This window comes from Nonomuraea sp. NPDC050547, assembly GCF_044457345.1.
In the GTDB taxonomy this organism is placed as follows: Bacteria; Actinomycetota; Actinomycetes; order Streptosporangiales; family Streptosporangiaceae; genus Nonomuraea.
Map to the genome: position 1 here is coordinate 370,070 of NZ_JBITGW010000007.1, position 18,734 is coordinate 388,803.

General features: G+C 70.3%; 13 protein-coding genes. 10 read left to right on the plus strand and 3 right to left on the minus strand.

Features of this window, described 5'->3' with window-relative positions:
• The first annotated feature begins 319 nt into the window (after positions 1-319).
• The 4 genes from ACIBHY_RS20305 to ACIBHY_RS20320 all read left to right on the plus strand — a co-directional run bounded on the left by ACIBHY_RS20305 (position 320) and on the right by ACIBHY_RS20320 (position 6,149).
• Positions 320-1,063 carry a carbonic anhydrase family protein gene (locus ACIBHY_RS20305; RefSeq protein WP_397307426.1) on the plus strand — a complete coding sequence of 248 codons (744 nt, stop codon included), beginning with the start codon at positions 320-322 and terminating at the stop codon, positions 1,061-1,063.
• 476 nt (positions 1,064-1,539) lie between these two features.
• On the plus strand, positions 1,540-2,988 hold the full coding sequence (locus ACIBHY_RS20310) for an amidase (RefSeq protein ID WP_397307427.1): 1,449 nt from the start codon (positions 1,540-1,542) through the stop codon (positions 2,986-2,988).
• A 184-nt stretch (positions 2,989-3,172) separates the two neighbouring features.
• The gene (locus ACIBHY_RS20315; protein WP_397247209.1) at positions 3,173-3,910 is read left to right on the plus strand and encodes a hypothetical protein; all 738 of its coding nucleotides are present in this window, start codon (positions 3,173-3,175) and stop codon (positions 3,908-3,910) included.
• Between the two features lie 268 nt (positions 3,911-4,178).
• Positions 4,179-6,149, plus strand: coding sequence for an SUMF1/EgtB/PvdO family nonheme iron enzyme (locus ACIBHY_RS20320; protein ID WP_397307428.1), 1,971 nt, complete (start codon positions 4,179-4,181; stop codon positions 6,147-6,149).
• Between the two features lie 51 nt (positions 6,150-6,200).
• On the opposite strand, the gene ACIBHY_RS20325 is transcribed toward ACIBHY_RS20320, so the two are convergent.
• The gene (locus ACIBHY_RS20325; RefSeq protein ID WP_397307429.1) at positions 6,201-7,316 is read right to left on the minus strand and encodes a serine hydrolase domain-containing protein; all 1,116 of its coding nucleotides are present in this window, start codon (positions 7,314-7,316) and stop codon (positions 6,201-6,203) included.
• Between the two features lie 200 nt (positions 7,317-7,516).
• On the opposite strand from ACIBHY_RS20325, the gene ACIBHY_RS20330 reads away from it, so the two are divergent.
• From ACIBHY_RS20330 to ACIBHY_RS20355, 6 genes are all read left to right on the plus strand, one after another.
• A complete protein-coding gene (locus ACIBHY_RS20330) occupies positions 7,517-8,089 on the plus strand; it encodes an RNA polymerase sigma factor (RefSeq protein WP_397247215.1) in 573 nt (190 codons plus the stop codon).
• Entirely contained in the window at positions 8,082-9,158 is a 1,077-nt protein-coding gene (locus tag ACIBHY_RS20335; RefSeq protein ID WP_397307430.1) for a CU044_5270 family protein, read from the plus strand. Before ACIBHY_RS20330 ends, ACIBHY_RS20335 begins: the two co-directional genes overlap by 8 nt.
• A complete protein-coding gene (locus ACIBHY_RS20340) occupies positions 9,142-9,972 on the plus strand; it encodes a CDP-alcohol phosphatidyltransferase family protein (protein ID WP_397247219.1) in 831 nt (276 codons plus the stop codon). Before ACIBHY_RS20335 ends, ACIBHY_RS20340 begins: the two co-directional genes overlap by 17 nt.
• Positions 9,973-10,127: 155 nt before the next feature.
• Positions 10,128-12,065, plus strand: a complete 1,938-nt coding sequence (locus tag ACIBHY_RS20345) for a GTP-binding protein (protein WP_397307431.1) — start codon at positions 10,128-10,130, stop codon at positions 12,063-12,065.
• Between the two features lie 47 nt (positions 12,066-12,112).
• Positions 12,113-14,200, plus strand: coding sequence for an NAD-dependent DNA ligase LigA (ligA, locus tag ACIBHY_RS20350; protein WP_397307432.1), 2,088 nt, complete (start codon positions 12,113-12,115; stop codon positions 14,198-14,200).
• 184 nt (positions 14,201-14,384) lie between these two features.
• Positions 14,385-16,202, plus strand: coding sequence for an MFS transporter (locus tag ACIBHY_RS20355; protein ID WP_397307433.1), 1,818 nt, complete (start codon positions 14,385-14,387; stop codon positions 16,200-16,202).
• On the opposite strand, the gene ACIBHY_RS20360 is transcribed toward ACIBHY_RS20355, so the two are convergent.
• On the minus strand, positions 16,163-18,148 hold the full coding sequence (locus ACIBHY_RS20360) for an ATP-binding protein (RefSeq protein ID WP_397307434.1): 1,986 nt from the start codon (positions 18,146-18,148) through the stop codon (positions 16,163-16,165). The two genes, ACIBHY_RS20355 and ACIBHY_RS20360, sit on opposite strands and share 40 nt — an antisense overlap.
• Before the next feature lie 220 nt (positions 18,149-18,368).
• Positions 18,369-18,545 (minus strand): hypothetical protein, encoded by a 177-nt coding sequence (locus ACIBHY_RS20365; protein ID WP_184958929.1) that lies wholly within the window; start codon positions 18,543-18,545, stop codon positions 18,369-18,371.
• Between the last annotated feature and the right edge of the window lie 189 nt (positions 18,546-18,734).

Here is an 18,734-nt window from a genome sequence, read left to right on the forward strand (position 1 = left end):
TCGCACAGGGTGGTCGCCGTTAGGCCGGTGAGCGCCGCGAGTGACGTGCGAAATCCCATGGTTCATGGGATGCCGACAGCGCGGGGGAAGTTGGGTACGCGGACCGGATTCGGGAGAAGACCCACCCGCTGTCCTCGCGGGAGTTCGAGCGGCCGAAGCTCGGGGGACGGTTTCGTCGGAAAATGCAAGCCTCGAATGATCGAGAATCATGATTTATCGTGAGAATACCCCCCGCTGGCATGTCGTCACCGCCGATGACGGAGCCAGAGCACGCGTGCCACCACCGAGTCCGGGATGATCCGCGAACGAAGGGTGTTACATGCTTTCACGCTTAACCAAGTTACTGATCGCCGTCGCCACGACCGCAGCACTCATCACAGCGCCCGCGCAGGCCCAGCATGTCTGCACCGGAGCCCCAGGCCACGTCCAGAGCCCCGTGGAGATCGACCGCTCCCAGAACTGCGGCTCCGCCACCCCCGCGATCACCATCAGCTACGGCTTCGCCGACGGGACCATGCGGTTCCGCGACAAGAACCTCAACGGTTCCGTCGACAACCACGACGACGTCTCCTTCGTCCCCGACCAGCTCAGCGACCCGCACATCATGTACGGCACCACGAAGTACAAGCTCACCGAGGTTCACTACCACTTCGACGCCGAGCACAAGTTCCAGGGCCAGGCGCAGGCCCCGGCAGAGGCCCACTTCGTCCATGCCAGCGCATCCGGGTCCACCGTGGTCCTCGGCGTCCTCATCGACGGCGTGAGCGTCCCGGCCTCCGACGCGCACGACCATCCCCTCGCCGGTGTGCCGACCACGCTGGGCGACAGCTGGAGCATCGGCTCGGTGAACCTCGCCGGAATGCTCCCCGCCAACAAGGCGAGCTTCCGCTACTCCGGCTCGCTCACCTCCTCGCCCTACACGCCGGTTCACTGGGTCGTCTTCAACGACCACGTCGAGGCCACCGACAGCACCATCACCCAGGTGAAGGCGCCCTTCGGGGCGGCCGGGAACAATCGCGACCGCCAGAACGTGGCGCCGAGGATCTACCCTGGCAACCCCTGACCCACAGGTAGGCGGACAGCACCCGCCCGCTCGCTGAGCAGCGCACTCGCGCCTGCGAGGTGCGGACCCCGCCCGAAGCGGTCTGTCGCCCTGGCCGGCTCCTCCCGCGACGCCGGCCAGGGCGTTCCAGGTCCTGCGAGCGCCCTCAGCGATCTTGAGCTCCTGATCCAACCCTCAGGTCTACGCGCTCGGGCGTTGGGCCCCGACCATCCGGACACGGTGACCACGCGCGCCGAATGGGGCCATTGATCACGGAAGACCAAGCCGGCCCCCGTAGAGGCGCGCCGATCGGGGCCTGACCCGCACCGATCGGTGATGCCGAGGTTCAGGCAAAACTGTGGCGAAATGTGAGAAAAGCCACACCACGATATAGCGCCCTATGTCCGCTAAGGTCGATCGAGACCCGCCCTGAGCTGGGATTTTGCGTCGCCCGCAGAGATGTGGGAGGCGCGGGTCAAGCTTTACCGGAGGTTCGCATGACCGATCTGGCATTTCGCTCCGCAGGCCAGCTCGCCGCCGCCGTCGCGGCAAAGGAGGTGTCGAGCGTCGAGCTTCTCGACCACTACCTCGACCGGGTGGAGCGACTCGATCCGAAGGTGAACGCCATCGTCGCCCGGGACGAGGAGGGCGCGAGGGCAGCGGCGCTGGAGGCCGACCGCACGGTCTCGCGCGGCGAGCCGCTCGGCCGCCTGCACGGCGTCCCCGTGACGATCAAGGACAGTCTCGAAGTCGCGGGCATGCGGACCACCGGGGGTTCGGCTCGCTGGGGGGAGCATGTCTCGACGAGCGACGCCGAGTCGGTCGCGCGCCTCAAGAACGAGGGGGCGATCGTGTTCGGCAAGTCCAACATGCCGCCGGACGCCCGGGACTGGCAGACGTACAACGAGGTCTACGGGACCACGAACAATCCGTGGGACCCGACCCGCGGACCCGGCGGTTCGTCCGGCGGGTCCGCCGCGGCGCTCGCCGCTGGGCTGACCGGGCTGGAGCTCGGCGGCGACTCGGCGGGCTCGATTCGGGTGCCCGCCCACTTCTGCGGCGTCTACGGGCTGCGCACGTCGTTCGGGATCGTGCCGAGGTACGGGAGCGTCTCGGGGCATGCTCCCGGAACGCTGGCGGACTTCGACATGGCGGTGCTCGGCCCGCTCGGCAGGCACGCCGACGACCTCGACCTGGGTCTCGACATCCTCGCGGGGGCGGACCACGACCGCGCCCCGGCTTGGCGGCTGGAGCTGCCCGCCGCCAGGTCGGCCACTCTACGGGGCTTTCGGGTCGCGGCATGGCTCGAAGACCCGTTCTGCCCCGTCGACGGCGAACTGGTCGCGATCATGCGGGCGACGGTGGAAGCGGTGCGGGCCGAGGGCGCCGTCGTGGTCGAGGGCAGGGGACCGGTCGGGCTCGAAGAGACGATGGCCCTCTACGAGCCGTTGCTGATGGCGCAGAGCGGACTGGTCGAGCCGGACGAGTCGTACGCCGGGCTCGTGGACCTCGCCGCCGCCGAGGGGGCCGCGGGCGGGTTCGCGTCGGACCTGACGGTCAGCTTCCGTGAGTGGCACGCGCTCGACGAACGCCGGCAGCACTCCCGGCGCCGCTGGTCCGAGTTCTTCCGCGACGTCGACGTGCTCCTCTGCCCGGTGACCCCCACGGCCGCCTTCCCGCACGACCAGCAGCCCGATCCCACCTGGTCGGTCCGTACCCTGCGGGTCGACGGCGCCGACCGGCCGTATCGCGACATGCTCACGTGGATGGCGCCGTCGGCGGTCAACCACCTGCCCGCGGCGGTGGCGCCCGTCGGGACGACCCGGGACGGGCTTCCGGTCGGCATCCAGGTGATCGCGCCCTACCTGAACGACCGCACCGCGGTTCGGTTCGTGCGGTGCCTCGCGGACGTGATCGGCGGATTCCGCCGCCCGCCGGGCTTCTGAGCGCCGCGCCGGCCCGACACGGTGTTCTCGTCGTACGCGGAACGCTTCCCGGGCCGGCCGTGGTCGTTCCCCCATCAGGCGTACCCGCTGCTGCCCGTGGTGGTGATTTATCTTCCAGTCACAAGTTGTCCATCCCTCGTCGTTACGGTCTGGCCGGTCAGTGTCCGATCGAGGGAGACGATTCATGACGATCACCAGCAAGCTCGCCGCTGCCGGAGCCGCCGTCGCGGTCGCGGGCTCGATGCTCGTGGCGGCGCCGGCGGCCTCGGCCGCCTCCGACTACGACAAGTACCCGTGCCAGGAGGGCCGCGCTCGTTCGCCGTTCATGCCGGTCAACCCCGCCGCCAACCAGTGGAACCCCAACGGCAAGCACGGCAAGGGCGGTGGCGGCTCCAACGGAGCGATGACCGCAGGAGAGGCGATCGGCGGTCTCATCTCCATGATCGTCGATGAGACCAGAATGGACGGCCGGCGCGAGAAGCTCACCGAGGACGCCGTCGCCGCCGCGGACAAGGCCTCCGGCGGCCGGTGGAACATCGCCGTCCTCTACCAGGGCCTCACCTACGACGGCAAGACCATCGCACCCAGCGCGGGCAACGACAGCCCCTACTTCAAGAAGCACGACTGGGGCGGCAGTCTCGTCCAGAACGAACCGGCGGCCAAGCTGATGCTGTGCCACTGGGGGCTCGGCGCCACCAACCGCGACACCCGCAAGAAGGTCGCTCCCGCCCACGTCTACTCCGTCTACATCTTCGACACCGCCGAGACGCTCGTGAACCCCGGCGACGGCGGCTTCATCAACTGGCGTTTCAAGGGCTGGTTCAACCGTGAGGGCAACACTGTCCGCTTCGACAAGGCCCCCGGCTACCCCGAAAAGCAGAACCTGGACCCGCTCGACACCCGTCCCGGCGGCCAGAAGTAGCGGCGACATAGGGCACGGCCAAGGTACGGCTCACCGCCGCCCGGCCTGACGCCCGCGCGGAAGAACGAGGGTGGGCCGGCACCGTGCCCGGCCCACCGCTCGGATCGGCCCCATCGGGGGAGCGCTGGCCACCGGCCGCGACGCCGGAACGCGGTCAGGAACGTGTCGGAGACGATGCCGTCGGCATATCGGAGGACCTGAGGGCTGTTTTCGGGCGCGGGGTCGTGCGAGGGTGTTCCGTAAACGTTTACGGCGTTTGGGAGCCTTCATGACATCCCCCGGTTTCAACCCGTATCTGCCCAGGCCCATCGATCTGCCGGCCGAGGTACCACTGGCGGAGGGCAGCGACCTGTCGGTGCTGGACGAGGCGAAGATCTTCGCCGCGCCCGGCGATCCGGGGCTGTGGGAGGTGTGGCGCGAGCGGATCGGGCAGTGGCGGGAGCAGGCGCGGGAGCGGATCGGCTACTCGGACGAGCGCTACCGGGTGTCCGACCGTGATCGTTTCAGCGTGTGCGTGGCCTGGTTGTGGGACGAGACGCTGTACGACCACGCGCGCGGCACGTTCACCGTGGACGCTTTCCTGGACGCGGCCGAGCGGGACTTCGGCGGGTACGACGGCGTCCTGCTCTGGCACGCCTACCCGGTGATCGGGATCGACTCCAGAGACCAGTTCGCCTTCTATCGCGACATTCCCGAGTTGCGGGAAGTCGTCGCGGACTTCCAGCGGCGCGGCGTCCGGGTCTACCTCAGCTACTACCCCTGGGCCAGCGAGACCTCCACCGACATCGCGGACCTCACCGAGCGGCTCGGCGCCGACGGCATCTTCCTCGACAGCTCCAAGGAGGGCCGGCCGGAGCTGCGCGCCGCACTCGACGCCATCCGGCCCGGACTGGTCATGGAGGGCGAGTCGCGGATCCCGCTGGCCCGCGTGCACGACCATCAGATGTCGTGGGCCCAGTGGTTCGCCGACTCGCCGGTGCCCGGAGTACTGCGCGCCAAGTGGTTCGAGCGCGGGCACCTGCCGCATCACACGCGGCGCTGGCACCGTGACCACCTGGACGAGTTGCACTCCGCCTGGCTGAACGGCGCGGGCATCCTCGTCTGGGAGAACGTCTTCGGCGTCTGGGTGGGCTGGAACGCCCGCGACCGCGCGGTGCTGCGCGGTATGCGCCGGGTGCATCGGACTCACGCCGCCTGGTTCGGCTCGCCGGACTGGACGCCACTGGCCGACCACGTCGCCGGCACCACGGTGTACGGCTCTCGCTGGGTCCACGACGGGGTGCCGCTGTGGACGGTCGTCAACCGGGGCGCGGCCTGCGACGGCCCCTGGCTGCGTACCGGTGATCGGCCCGGCCATCGCTGGATCGACCTGGCCACGGGCACGCCGCTGACCGTCAGCCCCGCCCCGGACGGCGGTGTCCACATCGGCGGCCCGCTACCGGCGGGCGGCATCGCGGCCGTGATGCCGGTGCCGCCGGGCGTCGATGTGCCGTCGGCACCGGATGCCGATGTGCCGTTGGCGCAGGTCGTTGAGGAGCCGGAGGATGACGCCTTTCCCGCCAGGGCCGCTGTGCGGGTGGCGAAGCCGTACGCGCCCCGCGAAGCCGTACCGGCGGGGATGGTGGCGGTGGGCGGGGGCGAGTACGAGCTGACCGTCCGTCATCGCGTGCGGGAGACCGGTCTGTACGGCGAAGCCCCCTACGTCGATGAGTGGAAGCCGCTGCCTCCTCGGCTGCACCACACCGGCACGCTGCGCCGGGCGGTCCGGCTCGGGCGGTTCGCCATCGCGGTCAGGGAGGTGAGCGCCGGGGAGTACGCGGAGTTCGTCCGCTCCAGCGGCTACCGGCCGGTCCGCCCCGAACGCTTCCTGGCCGGACATCTGGACGACGCCACCGCGCCCGCCACCTATGTGGATCTGGAGGACGCGCGCGCGTACGCCGCCTGGGCGGGAGCGCGTCTTCCCACCGAGGACGAGTGGCAGGTCGCCGGGGAGGCGGGGTTGCTGGAGCGCCGCGGGCCGCTGGTGTGGAACCTCACCGAGAGCGAGCACACCGACGGGCGTACCCGGTTCTGCATCCTCAAGGGCGGCAGCGCCTACGTCCCTGAGGGGTCCGACTGGTACTTCGACGGCGGCCCGCAAGCGGCCGACGTGTCGGCCAAGCTGCTCCTGCTCGGTGCCGGGCTCACCCGTTCCCCTTCGGTCGGCTTCCGCCTCGCCGCCGACCTGCCGCCCCGATAGCCGCCCTGCCCACCCGATAGCCGGCCTGCCGCCCCGACAGCGAGCGGGCGGTCAGGTCAGGGCGACGCCGTACATCGTCTCGATGATCTTGATGGGAAGGTCCAAGGTCTTCGGCTCGATGGTGGTGTGGACGGTGACGCTCCTCTGTCCGTCGTCGGTGCTCAGCGCGAGGGTGAAGGATCCGGGGAGGGTGCCGCTGACGCCGCGCACGGTCAGGCCGTCCATGCCCGCGCTGTCGAACTCGATCACGCCGAGGCCGTAGCGGGCGTGCGGCAACCAGGCGGCGCCGCCTTTGGTGACCATGGTCCACATCTCGTGGTGCTGAGCCGGTGGCAGCAGGCCGCCGGTCGCGATCGCCCGGAGGAAGCGGGTCAGGTCTTCGGTGGTGGAGACGACGCCGCCGGCCGCCCAGCCCCAGGAGGTGTTGAGCGCGGTGACGTCGGTGGGCGGTTTGTCGGGGTCGATCATCGACGCCCAGTTCTCCGCGGTGAGCGTCGCCGGGTCGACGCCGTCCTTGAGGGCGCCGGTGATGTAGGCCGTGGGATGCGGGTGGGGATAGCCGGTGGCGTCGGCGGGCCGTACGTGGGTGTGGGTCAGGCCGAGCGGCCGGATGACCGCGCGTTCGACTTCGGCGGCGTAGGTGTCGCCGGTGACCTTCTCGATGATCGCGCCGGCCAGGTAGTAGCCGCCGTTGGCGTAGACGAACTGCTCGCCCGGCTCGCCGACCGGCGGCTGGGACACCGCGAGCCGCACCAGTTCGGAGGTGGTCCAGACGCGGGTCGGCTGGGTGACCATGCTGTGCTGCAGGTCGGGTGCGAGGCCGGTGAGGAACAGGCCGCCGGTGTGGTTGAGCAGGTGCCGGATGGTGATCTTGTCGCCGTCGTAGCCGCCCGCCTCCATGACGCCGGGCAGCCAGGTGTTCACCGGGTCTTCGAGGCTCAGCCTGCCTTCGGCCGCCAGGGTCAGCACGGTGGCGGCGGTGAAGGCCTTGCCGGAACTGCCGATGTGGAGGTGCTCACCGGGCTGACGCCTCTGCCCGGTGGCGAGGTCGGCCACTCCCGCGGTGCCGAACCACGACCCATCGGCGTCGTGGACTTCGGCGACGATGCCGGGAACGCCGTCCTCGGCCACGGCCCAGTCCAGGATCCGCTGGATGTCTCGCGCCATGTGATGCCCCTTCTCTCACTGAGTACGTTGTACGCGGTTAAGGGTCAGGGTAGGTTACTGGGTACCACGTACGCAACTGGGTGACATCCGGCAAAATTTCGGGTTAAAAAAGTGTGAAGGCGAATCCGGGCTTCGGCGGAATACAGGGTGTAACCCAAAGAAGGGACACCATGCGAATGGCCGCTCCCCCGGACGTGCCTGTGACAGTCGATGACGCGGCACTCATCGAGCAGTCGTGGCGCCGCCCGGACGTGTTCGCGGTGCTCTACGACCGGTACTTCGACGAGATCTACCGCTATCTCGCCGGCCGGCTCGGCCCGCACATCGCCGACGACCTGGCCGCCGAGACGTTTCTCGTCGCCTTCCGCAAGCGGCGGACCTACGACGCCGCCCGCGGAGCTGTACGGCCGTGGCTGTACGGGATCGCCACCAAGCTCCTCGCCCAGCACCGCAGGAGTGAGACCCGCCGGTTATCCGCCTTCCAGCGCGCACCGGTGGACGTATTGGCCGACGACGGCCCCGAGGACAGGGTGACCACGCGCGTCGCCGCCGCGAACGCACAGGGGCGGCTCGCGTCGGCGCTGGAGCGCCTGTCCCACGGGGACCGCGACGTGCTGCTCCTCATCGCGCTGGCCGACCTCAGCTACGAGGAGGTCGCCCAGGTGCTCGACATTCCTTTCGGGACCGTCGGATCCCGCCTCAACCGGGCCCGCAAGAAGTTGCGCGCGGCCCTGGGCGGAAGCAATCCCATGATCGGAGGGTCCGATGGATGATGACCTGACCGCGGTGCGCGATCTGCTCTCCGCTCCAGGCCCCACCCGGGAGACGACCGACAAGGGCCGCGCGCGCCTGAGCGACGCGTTGTCGCGCCGGCCCAGGAGGTGGGTCACGCCGATGCGCACCGGCATGGTCGCCGCCGCGCTGGCCACGGCGCTGGGGGTGGCGGTCCTCGTGCCGTCGGACGACCTGGTCCTGCTGACTCCCGACCCGACCGCCGCCTCCACCGCGCCGACCGCCAGGCAGATCCTGCTCGCCGCGGCCACGGCCATGGCCAGGACGCCGTCGGCCGGCGACTACTGGCGGGCGCGCACGGTCACCGGCAAGCTGATCGTCAGCCCCGATCGCCGGTACGTGCTGCGCCGCGACTCGGCCAGCGAGACCTGGCTGACCCGGGCGGCGGGCGGGCGGAGCGGGTCGTTCAACCAGTACCTGGGCGCCCGGCCGGCCTCGGATAAGGACAAGCTGGCCTGGCAGGCTGCGGGCGGCCCGGTCAGCTGGCGCTACCCGGACGACGTCACCGGCATGGGCTTCATCGGCGCGGGCGAGACCGTGCAGTCGGCGCCGGGGGCGCGGGTGGGCGGAGCGCCGAAGGAGCCGGTCGACTGGGACGAGGTCAGCAGGATCCCGGCGGGCGCGGCGCCGCTGCGCTCGTACCTGGAGGCGAAGATCGGCGCGGTCAGCCCGCGGGAGCTGGATTCCCGGCTGCGCAAGAGCTGCATGGAGATCCTGTCCGGGCTGCCGGTCTCGCCGGAGGTACGCGCCTCCGCGTACCAGGTGATGGCCTCGCTGCCGGGGATGACGGCGGAGGGAGAGGTGACCGATCCGCTGGGCCGTACGGGACAGGCGCTTCGCTACCAGGTCAACCGGCCGGAGGGGCAGGTCAGCGACGCCCGTTTCGTGGTCGATCCGGACAGCGGCTTCCCTCTGGCCAACGAGACCAAGGGCGTGGGGCGGCTGGCCGACGGCCAGAGCGTGGAGGTCAGCTCCTTCACCGCCTACCAGCAGATCGGCTGGACGGACGAGGAACCGGACTGGGAGAGCGATCGTGTTCACGCTGAATGAGGTCAGGGAGCGCACGTACAAGCCGCGCGACGCGTGGTGGACGGTGTTCCTGGTCGATCCGCTGGCGGGGCGGCTGGTGGTGGCCGCGGCCAACCGCACCTCGATCACCCCGAACCAGGTCACGTGGGCGGCGTTCGCGCTCGGGCTGGGGTCGGCGGCCTGCTTCGTCATGGGCGACTGGAGCTGGGTGGCCGCCGGGGCGGTCCTGTACCACCTGAGCTTCGTCCTGGACTGCGTCGACGGCAAGATCGCTCGGCTCAAGGGGACCGGGACGGTCTTCGGCGGCTGGCTCGACTACGTCTTCGACCGGATCCGGGTGCTGGCCTGCTCCATGGCGCTCATGTGGGGGCAGTACCGGCTGACCGGCCAGGATCTCTACCTGATCCTCGGCATCCTGGTGGTCTTCCTCGACATGCTGCGCTACGTCGACGCCTTCCAGGTGGCGAAGGTCCGCCGCGCGATGCGCCGCCGGCTCGACGAGGTGATCGGCGGTCCGGGCGAAGAGCACGACGAGGAGCACCATGTGGAGCCGGAGGAGCTGATCGACCTGCAACGCGGCTTCCGCAGCCGCTTCTCCTGGTACATGGTGGCGCGCGACTGGCTGCGCGACCACCGGGTGCGCACGCACCTGATGAGCGGCATCGAGTTCCAGATGGCGGTGTTCATCGTGGGGCCGCTGCTGGGGCTGGTCGTGCCGGTCACGCTGGCCGCGGCGGGGCTGCTGCTGGTCTTCGAGGTGGCGATCATGTACAAGCTCTGGCTGTCCTCGCGCGACCTGGCCAAGGCGCTGACCGGCATGAGGGCGGGGGGTTAATTGCGTTGAGAGCGGGGGCGGCCGTCTGCTCTACTCGGGGGACGGACGGCCGCCCAGCTCCGTCGATGAGAAGAGGAGCCCCAAGATGCGCGAAGCGTACATGTTTCCACAAAAGGTAAATCTCACCTCTTTTAGGGACATGACGCTTCGTGAGAATGCTCAACTTGGGGATCTTGGCGCATGTAGACGCCGGTAAGACCAGCCTGACCGAGCGGCTGCTCTACGCCGCCGGGGTCATCGACGAGATCGGCAGCGTCGACGACGGCAGCACCCAGACCGACTCGCTCGCTCTCGAACGCCGCCGCGGCATCACGATCAAGTCCGCGGTCGTGTCCTTCGCGATCGGCGACGTCACCGTCAACCTGATCGACACCCCCGGCCACCCCGACTTCATCGCCGAGGTGGAGCGGGTTCTGAGCGTGCTCGACGGCGCCGTGCTGGTGATCTCCGGCGTGGAGGGCGTGCAGGCCCAGACCCGCGTGCTCATGCGCACGCTCAAGCGCCTGCGCATCCCGACGATCCTGTTCGTCAACAAGATCGACCGCCGCGGCGCCCGGACCGACGCCGTCCTGCGCCAGATCACCGAACGGCTCACCCCCGCCGCCATCCCGCTCGGGACCGCGCGCGACCTCGGCACGCCCGCCGCCTCCTTCCATCGCGCGTACGGCGGAGCCGACGTGCTGGCCGACAACGACGAGGCGCTGCTGGCCGCGTACGTGGCCGACGCCGTCCCGGAGGACCGCCTGCGCCGCGAGCTGGCGGCCCAGACCGCCGGCGCCCTGGTCCACCCGGTCTTCTTCGGCTCGGCCATCACCGGCGCCGGTGTCGCGGAGCTGAGCGACGGCATCCGGGAACTCCTCCCGGCCGCCGAAGGCGCGGCGGACGCCCCGGTCTCCGGCACCGTCTTCAAGATCGAACGCGGCCCGGCGGGCGAGAAGATCGCCTACGCCCGGCTGTTCACCGGCGCCGTGCGCGTACGCGACAAGCTGCCTTTCCGCACCGGGCAGGAGGGCAAGGTGACCGCCATCGCCGCCTTCGAAAGCGGCGCGGCGATCCCCAGGCAGGAGGCGCGCGCCGGCCAGATCGCCAAGCTCTGGGGCCTGGACGACATCAGGATCGGCGACCGCATCGGCGAGGCGGCGCCCGGCGCGGACGCCCACCACTTCGCCCCGCCCTCCCTGGAGACGGTCGTCATCCCCGCGCGCCCGTCGGAGAAGGGCGCCCTGCGCGCCGCGCTCGCCCAGCTCGCCGAGCAGGACCCGCTGATCAACCTGCGCCAGGACGACCTGCGGCAGGAGATCTTCCTGTCCCTCTACGGCGAGGTGCAGAAGGAGGTCATCGAGGCCACGCTGGCCGACGAGTTCGGCCTCGCGGTCACCTTCCGCGAGACCACCACCATCTGCGTCGAACGCCCTTCCGGCACCGGCTCGGCGGTCGAGTTCATCGCCAAGGACCCCAACCCCTTCCTGGCCACGGTCGGGCTGCGCGTGGATCCGGCGCCGGTCGGCAGCGGGGTGGAGTTCCGGCTGGGGATCTCGCTGGGCGACATGCCGTACGCCTTCTTCAAGGCGGTCGAGGACACCGTCCACGAGACGCTCCGGCAGGGGTTGCGCGGGTGGCAGGTCGTGGACTGCACGGTCACGATGACGCACTCCGGCTACTACCCGCGCCAGAGCCACGCGCACCAGGGCTTCGACAAGAGCATGTCGAGCACCGGGGCCGACTTCAGGGGGCTGACGCCGCTGGTGCTGATGAGCGCGCTCAGGCGGGCGGGCACGCGGGTGTGCGAGCCGCTGCACCGCTTCCGGCTGGAGATCCCGGCCGACGCGCTGGGGCCGGTGCTGCCGTTGCTGGCGCGGTTGCGGGCCGTACCCAGGACGCAGGGCGAGGGCGTGATCGAGGGAGAGATCCCCGCGGCCAACGTGCACGAGCTGCAGCAGCAACTGCCCGTGCTCACCCGCGGCGAGGGAGTGCTGGAGAGCTCCTTCGAGCGCCACCACGAGGTCTCCGGCGCGCCGCCCGAGCGCGAGCGGACCGACCACAACCCGCTCAACCGCAAGGAGTACCTGCTGCATGTGGAACGGAGGGTCTGAGCAGCTCAGAGCGCGGAAATGTCGGTGGCGACCGGCATGATGAACCTATGAGCGACGCGCCTCCCCTCACCCTCATCGCCGACCACGCCGCCTACGCGGAGGCGGTGCAGCTGGCACTCGACGCCTCCGCGGCCTACTACGCCGACGGCACCTCCACGCTCGACGACGACTCCTACGACCGGCTGCTGCGCGGCATCGTGGCCTACGAGGAGGAGCATCCCGAGGAGGTGCTGGCCGACTCGCCCACGGGCAAGGTGGCGGGCGGCGCCGTGGTCGGCGACGTGCCGCACAGCGTGCCCATGCTCAGCCTCGACAACGTCTTCGGCGCCGAGCAGCTGGCCGAGTGGGCCGCCTCGGTCGAGCGCAGGATCGGCAGGCCGGTCGCGGAGTGGAGCGTGGAGCCCAAGCTCGACGGCCTGGCGATCGCCGCCCGCTATCGCAGGGGCCGCCTGGTCCAGCTCATCACCCGCGGCGACGGCACGGCGGGCGAGGACGTCAGCCACGCCGCCGGCACCATCGTCGGGCTGCCCGAGCGGCTGGCCGAGCCGGTCACGGTCGAGCTGCGCGGCGAGGTCATGATGACCGCCGCCCAGTTCGACGACGCCTGCGCCAAGCGCCAGGCCCACGACGGCACCACCTTCGCCAACCCGCGCAGCGCCGCCGCCGGCACCCTGCGCGCCCAGGACCGTCCCTACACCTGCGAGCTGACGTTCTTCGGCTACGGCGCGCTCCCGACGCCCGACGACACCTCCGAGCTGGCCGTCCGCCTGCGAGAGCTGCCGCACAGCCAGGTCATGGAGTGGGTGGCCGCCCAGGGCGTCCAGACCACGGCCGCCACCCCGGTCGCCGGCGTCGTCGCCCACAGCCTGGAGCGGGTCCAGGAGCGCGTCGAGCAGATCGCCGCGGCCCGCGCCGAGCTGCCCTTCGGCATCGACGGCATCGTGATCAAGTGCGACCTGGCCGATGACCAGGCGGCGGCGGGCTTCAGCTCGCGCGCCCCGCGCTGGGCCATCGCCTACAAGCTGCCCGCCACCGAGAAGATCACCAAGCTGATCGCCGTGGAGTGGAACACCGGGCGCACCGGCATCATCGCGCCCCGCGCCGTGCTGGAGCCGGTCGAGCTCGACGGCTCCATCGTCACCTACGCCACCCTCCACAACCCGGCCGACATCGCCCGCCGCGGACTGATGCTCGGCGACTCGGTCGTCGTCTACAAGGCGGGCGACGTGATCCCGCGCGTCGAGGCCCCGGTCGTGCACCTGCGCACCGGCGAGGAGCAGCCGATCGCCATCCCGGAGGTCTGCCCGTCGTGCGGCGACGCGATCGACGCCTCGCAGGAGCGCTGGCGGTGCGTGCGGGGCCGCGCCTGCCGCGCGATCGCCTCCATCCAGTACGCCGCCGGCCGCGACCAGCTCGACATCGAGACGCTGGCCGAGCAGCGCATCCAGCAGCTGCTCGACGCCGGTTTCATCACCGACTTCGCCGACCTGTTCTTCCTGACCCGCGAGCAGGTGCTCGGCCTGGAGCGGATGGGCGAGACCAGCACCGACAACCTCCTGGCCGCGATCGAGCAGGCCAAGGCCAGGCCGCTGAGCCGCGTGTTCTGCGCGCTGGGCGTACGCGGCACGGGCCGCTCGATGAGCCGCCGCATCGCCCGCCACTTCGCCACGATGGAGGCCATCCGCGCCGCCGACGCCGAGGCGATCCAGCAGGTCGAGGGCATCGGCCCGGAGAAGGCGCCGGTCGTGGTGGCCGAGCTCCTGGAGCTCGCGCCGCTGATCGACAAGCTGGTCCAGGCGGGCGTCAACATGACCGAGCCCGGCGCCACCCCGCCCGGCGCCGCCGCGCAAGAGGGCGCGGAGGAGACCCAGGGCGAGCAGGGGCCGCTGTCCGGTATGACGGTGGTGGTGACCGGGGCGATGTCCGGGGTCCTGGAGTCGCTGTCGCGCAACCAGATGAACGAGCTGATCGAACGCGCGGGCGGCAAGTCGTCGTCGAGCGTCTCGGCCAAGACGTCGTTGCTGGTGGCGGGGGAGAAGGCCGGGTCGAAGCGGACCAAGGCCGAATCGCTGGGCGTGCGGGTCATGTCGCCGGAGGAGTTTGCCGCTCTGGTGGAAGGGGTTTACCCGGGGTAGGGAGCAGTTCCCAATCTGATGAAAGGGGTTTGCCAGGGGGAGAGACCAGTTCCCAAGGGCTCCGGGAATACAGTAGATTGACGCCCGTCTATCGGGGCGCTACGTCTTTGGGCCGCTGCGTAATCACGCTCCAGGGGCACTTTTACGGCAAATGTGGCGTTTTGCACCTGGAGCGGGGATTGAGGTGGCCGACAGCACCAGAGGCGTACAGTCCGGCACCGCTCGTGACTCCGCCTGGAAACGTGATTTCCGGCTGCTCTGGACCGGCTCGGCCTTCTCTCAGTTCGGCACCGTCAACGCCACCCTGGCGGCTCCGCTGCTCGCGCTCGCGCAGACCGGGTCGCCGGTCTTCGCCGGCTGGGTCACGGCCGCGGGAACGCTGCCGCGCCTGCTGCTCTACCTCCCCGCCGGGGTGATCGTCGACCGGTCCAACCGCCGGGCGATCATGGTGATCAGCGCGTTCCTGCAGATGGCGCTGGCGTCGGTGCTGGTCGTGGGTGTGTTCAGCCAAGGCGATGTGACCCTTCTGCTTCCGCTGGTCGCCGGGGCGCAGGGTGTCTGCGCGGTGTTCTACTCCACGGCGGAACTGGCGGTGGTGCCGAGGCTCGTGCCGGAGGAGAGCCTGCCGAAGGCGATGTCGCGCAACGAGGCGCGCATCCACGGGGCGGGACTGCTGGGGCGGCCGTTCGGCGGGCTGCTGTTCGATCTGATGCATGGGCTGCCGTTTCTCCTCGATGCGGTCTCCTCCGCCCTTTCGGCTTTCTTCCTCCTGAAAATGGACAAGAAGGCATTCAAGCCACCGGTGACGCATCGATCCGCCATGACGAGTGATTTGAGGGAAGGCGTCAGCTTTCTGCGTAGTGATGCGTTCCTGTTCCTTGTGGTGATTGTTTGCGCTCTTGCTAATTTTTTCTTCCAGATTGTCGGACTTTCTCTGGTGCTGCTGGCTCACGCGCAGGCCCTGCCGTACTGGCTGACCGGGGTGCTGATCGCCGCCTCCGGGTTCGGCGGGGTGCTCGGGTCGCTGGTCGCGCCGCGGCTTCTGAGCGGGCGAGAGCCGCGCAGGGTGATCGTCATCTGCGTGTGGGCGTGGTTGTTCCTGAGCGCGGCGCTGGCGGTCAGCGACCACGGCTCGGTGCTCTACGTCGCCGTCCTGCTGCCGCTGGCCTGGGGCGGGATCGGGTTCACCGGGGCCTGCCTCAACGTGGCGCTGTTGATCCACTACGCCAGGGAGGTGCCGGTCCACCTGCACGCGCGGGTGGTCAGCGTCAGCCGGTTCTTCTCCGGCGGGGCGGTGCCGCTCGGGGCGCTGGCCGCCGGGTACGTGATCGCGGGGCTCGGCACCAAGATGGCGGTCATCATGGTCGCCAGTGTCATCCTGCTGATGGCGCTGACGGTGTCATACGGCTCGCTCGCCTGGGGGCTGCTCGTCCGGATCCGCCTGCGGGCCGGGCTGTGGAAAGATCGCGTCGCTGAGTGCGTAGAGCTCGTTCTCCAGGCGGGAGCGGACCGGCTGCGTGATCCCTTTGGGGCTTTCGAGCTCGCCGTGCGCCGCGGCCCAGCTGAGCGACTCACCGAGGGCCTCGATCCGCGCGTGGCACGCCCGCGGGCACAGCGGCCGCAGCCTGGCCATCGCGGTCTTGGCGGCGACGGTGTCATGCCTGACCTGCCAGACCTGCTTGGCGAGATCGGCGGGGTCGAAGCGCGTCGTGCCGCCGCGGCGGAGCTGCTGCGCGTACTCGACGTTCAGGGCCAGGTTCATCACGGCCTCCGCTGCGGTGGCGAAGGTCTCCCTGAGCTCGCGATCGCGGGCGTCGCGCCGGTCGTCGGCCCGCTGCTCGGCCGCGGCGAGCCGGGTGTGCCGCGAGCGGGTCCGCTCGGTGAGGACCGCGGTGAGCGAGCCGGTCAACGCGCCGAATACGGCGGCGCACGCGGTGATGACGGCGACCATGACGAGCTGGTTCAGGGCTCCTCCGACAGGCGCCTGGCCGTGCCGTGCTGATGCGGCGGCAGCGGAGGATGGGTCGCCAGGATCGCGAGCTCGGCGTACCTGGCCGCGTCGGAGGGGTCGCCGGAGATCATGCGGACCCTGGCCGCGCGCAGATAGACCGGGCCGTTGTCGCCGGCGTCGGCGACCGCGCCGGCCAGCTCCCGGTCGGCCTCCTCCGTACGTGACAGCGTCGCCAGCGCCAGCGCCCTGGCCGCGCGGGCTGAGGGCTGCGGCCAGCGGCTGCTCGCCTGCCCGATGTCGCGCAGCGCCGACTCCGCGTCGCCCAGGTCGGCCAGCATCTCGCCGCGGGTGCGCCTGGCCTCGGGCACGTTGCCCTCGCGGTTGATCACGTTGTTGAGTACGGCCAGCGCCGCCTGCGGCTCTCCGGCCATCCAGAAGTTCTGCCCGAGGCTGGTCTGCAGGGTGACGTCATGGGGGACCCGCTCGACGGCGGCGCGTAACATGCCGGTGGCCTGGCGCTGCCTGCCTTGGTCGAGCGCGACCCGGCCGGCCGCGGCCAGCAGCCAGCCCACCGCGGTGTTGTCGCGCAGCGCCTCGTAGAGCTCGCAGGCGCGCAGGTAGTGGCCGGCGGCTTCGTTGAGCCGGTGCTGCTCGTAGGCGATGCTGCCGAGCAGCGACTCGATGGCCGCGCCGGCCCGCAGTTCGTCGGGGGAGCAGGCGTCGGCGGCCTTGCGGGCGAGGCTCCTGGCGCGTTCCGGCTCGCCGTCGAAGGCGGCCTCCATGGCGGCGCGCAGCCGGTCGGCGGTGCCGGGGGCGGGGCGGGGCCACAGGCCGGGGTCCAGCCGCCTGAGGGGGGCCATGAGCCTCGGGTGGCGCAGGATGTACATGCGCAGGCCGTACTTCTGCGGGGCCCTGATGAGGTGGCGGTCCTCCAGGGAGCGCACGACGGCGGCGGTGATGCGCTCCGACGAGCCGAGCTTGCGGGCGACGCCGGACACGACCGTCTGGTGCAGCCACGCGTGGAAGGCGGCGGGCAGCAGCTCGAAGTCGGCGGCGATCGAGGCGAGCGTGGCCGAGCAGTACTCGGTCAGGGCGGCGTCGACCTCGTCCTCCATCCGCGCGATGGGGTGGTCCTGGCCGGGCGGACGGCTCCACAGGCGGGTGCCGGTGACCTGGAGCAGCATCGGGTCGACGGTGGACACGGGGCGGTGCGGCCGGCCCATGGCGTCTCTGATCGTGCGGAGCTCGTCGAGCAGTTCGCGGGTGCGGGAGGGGGCGGGGCGGTAGCCGGAGCTCTCGATCGAGCGGCGGACGATCTCGGCGGCGGCCTCCGGGGTGAAGGGGCTGAGCGCGAACTCCTCGTACTGCAGGTCCTCGAAGCCCTTCACCACGCGCAGAAGCTCGTCGAGGTAGTCGGTGCGCACCGACAGCAGCAGCCGCAGGCGGGGCCGCTTGGCGGCGGTGGCGAGGAGTTCGTTGAGGAAGGCGCAGCGTTCGTGCTCGTTGTCGCCGGCCGGGCGCAGGAACAGCTCGACCTGGTCGATGGCGGCCAGCGTCGGCGCGGGGCGGCCCTGCCGGTCGACCTCCTCGCGGCGTTGCAGGAAGTCGTCGATGGACAGGCCCGGGACGTGGGTGTGGGCGTTGGCGGCGTGCCAGGACGACAGCAGGGCGAGCACGTACCTGTTGTGGTCGGGCAGGGCGGCGACGGGCCACACGCGCGTGGGCGCGGTCAGGCCGATGGGGAGCACGTGGGCGTTGCCCGCCTTCAGGGCCGGCACAACGCCCGCGCGCAGCAGCGAGGTCTTTCCCGCGCCGGCGTCGGAATGGAGGATCGTCAGCCGGCGCTGCTGCCATGTCCGGGTTAGTTTTCGGACCTCTTCCGCTCGTCCGAATAACAGCATCTCATCGTGGGCTTCGAAAGGCCGCGCTCCGATGAATGGTCCGCGCGGAGCTGCGGGAACCGCTGAGAAAGCTGTCATTAGCCAGACCTCGCTCATGGAGGACGGTACGGATCAACCGCCTTGAGATCGCGCCGCGGTCGCCTGGCGACGATACTGCCGATTGTGGCGAGACCGAAACCCGCTCGCCGTCGCGGCGCGCCCATCAAGGGGCTCCGCAATAATACGGCAATTCCTCGATTTCGAAAGAGCTCGATTGGGGTGGCCGAAATCGCCTATTAGGCATGCACGTCCGACGACTTTGGTGCTTCGAGATCCGCTAGAGAGCGGTGCTGTTGTCGAAGCGCGCGAAGCCCTCCCCTTCTTCGAGATCAGGTTCGAGCAGCTCACGTAGGGCCTGCGCGAGGACCGTGTCCCCGAGTCGGTCCAGGTCGGGATGGGAGAGCAGGGAAAGATCGACGAAATCGCTGCGGTGCTCGGCAAGCTGTGGTCGCACGGACATTCCCCTATCGACGCCTGCATACGGCCTGCTGTGTCGCCGCCCGGATCACACTCCTTCCTGCCCGGCGCGGCCGTTCCGGTGAATGTTCTCAACTGGCATGTATCACATTCGCGGGCCGCGGTATACCCTTCACAAACGCAAGGCCTTTTGTGCGACGCCGAATGTGCGGATAGGGCCGCCACT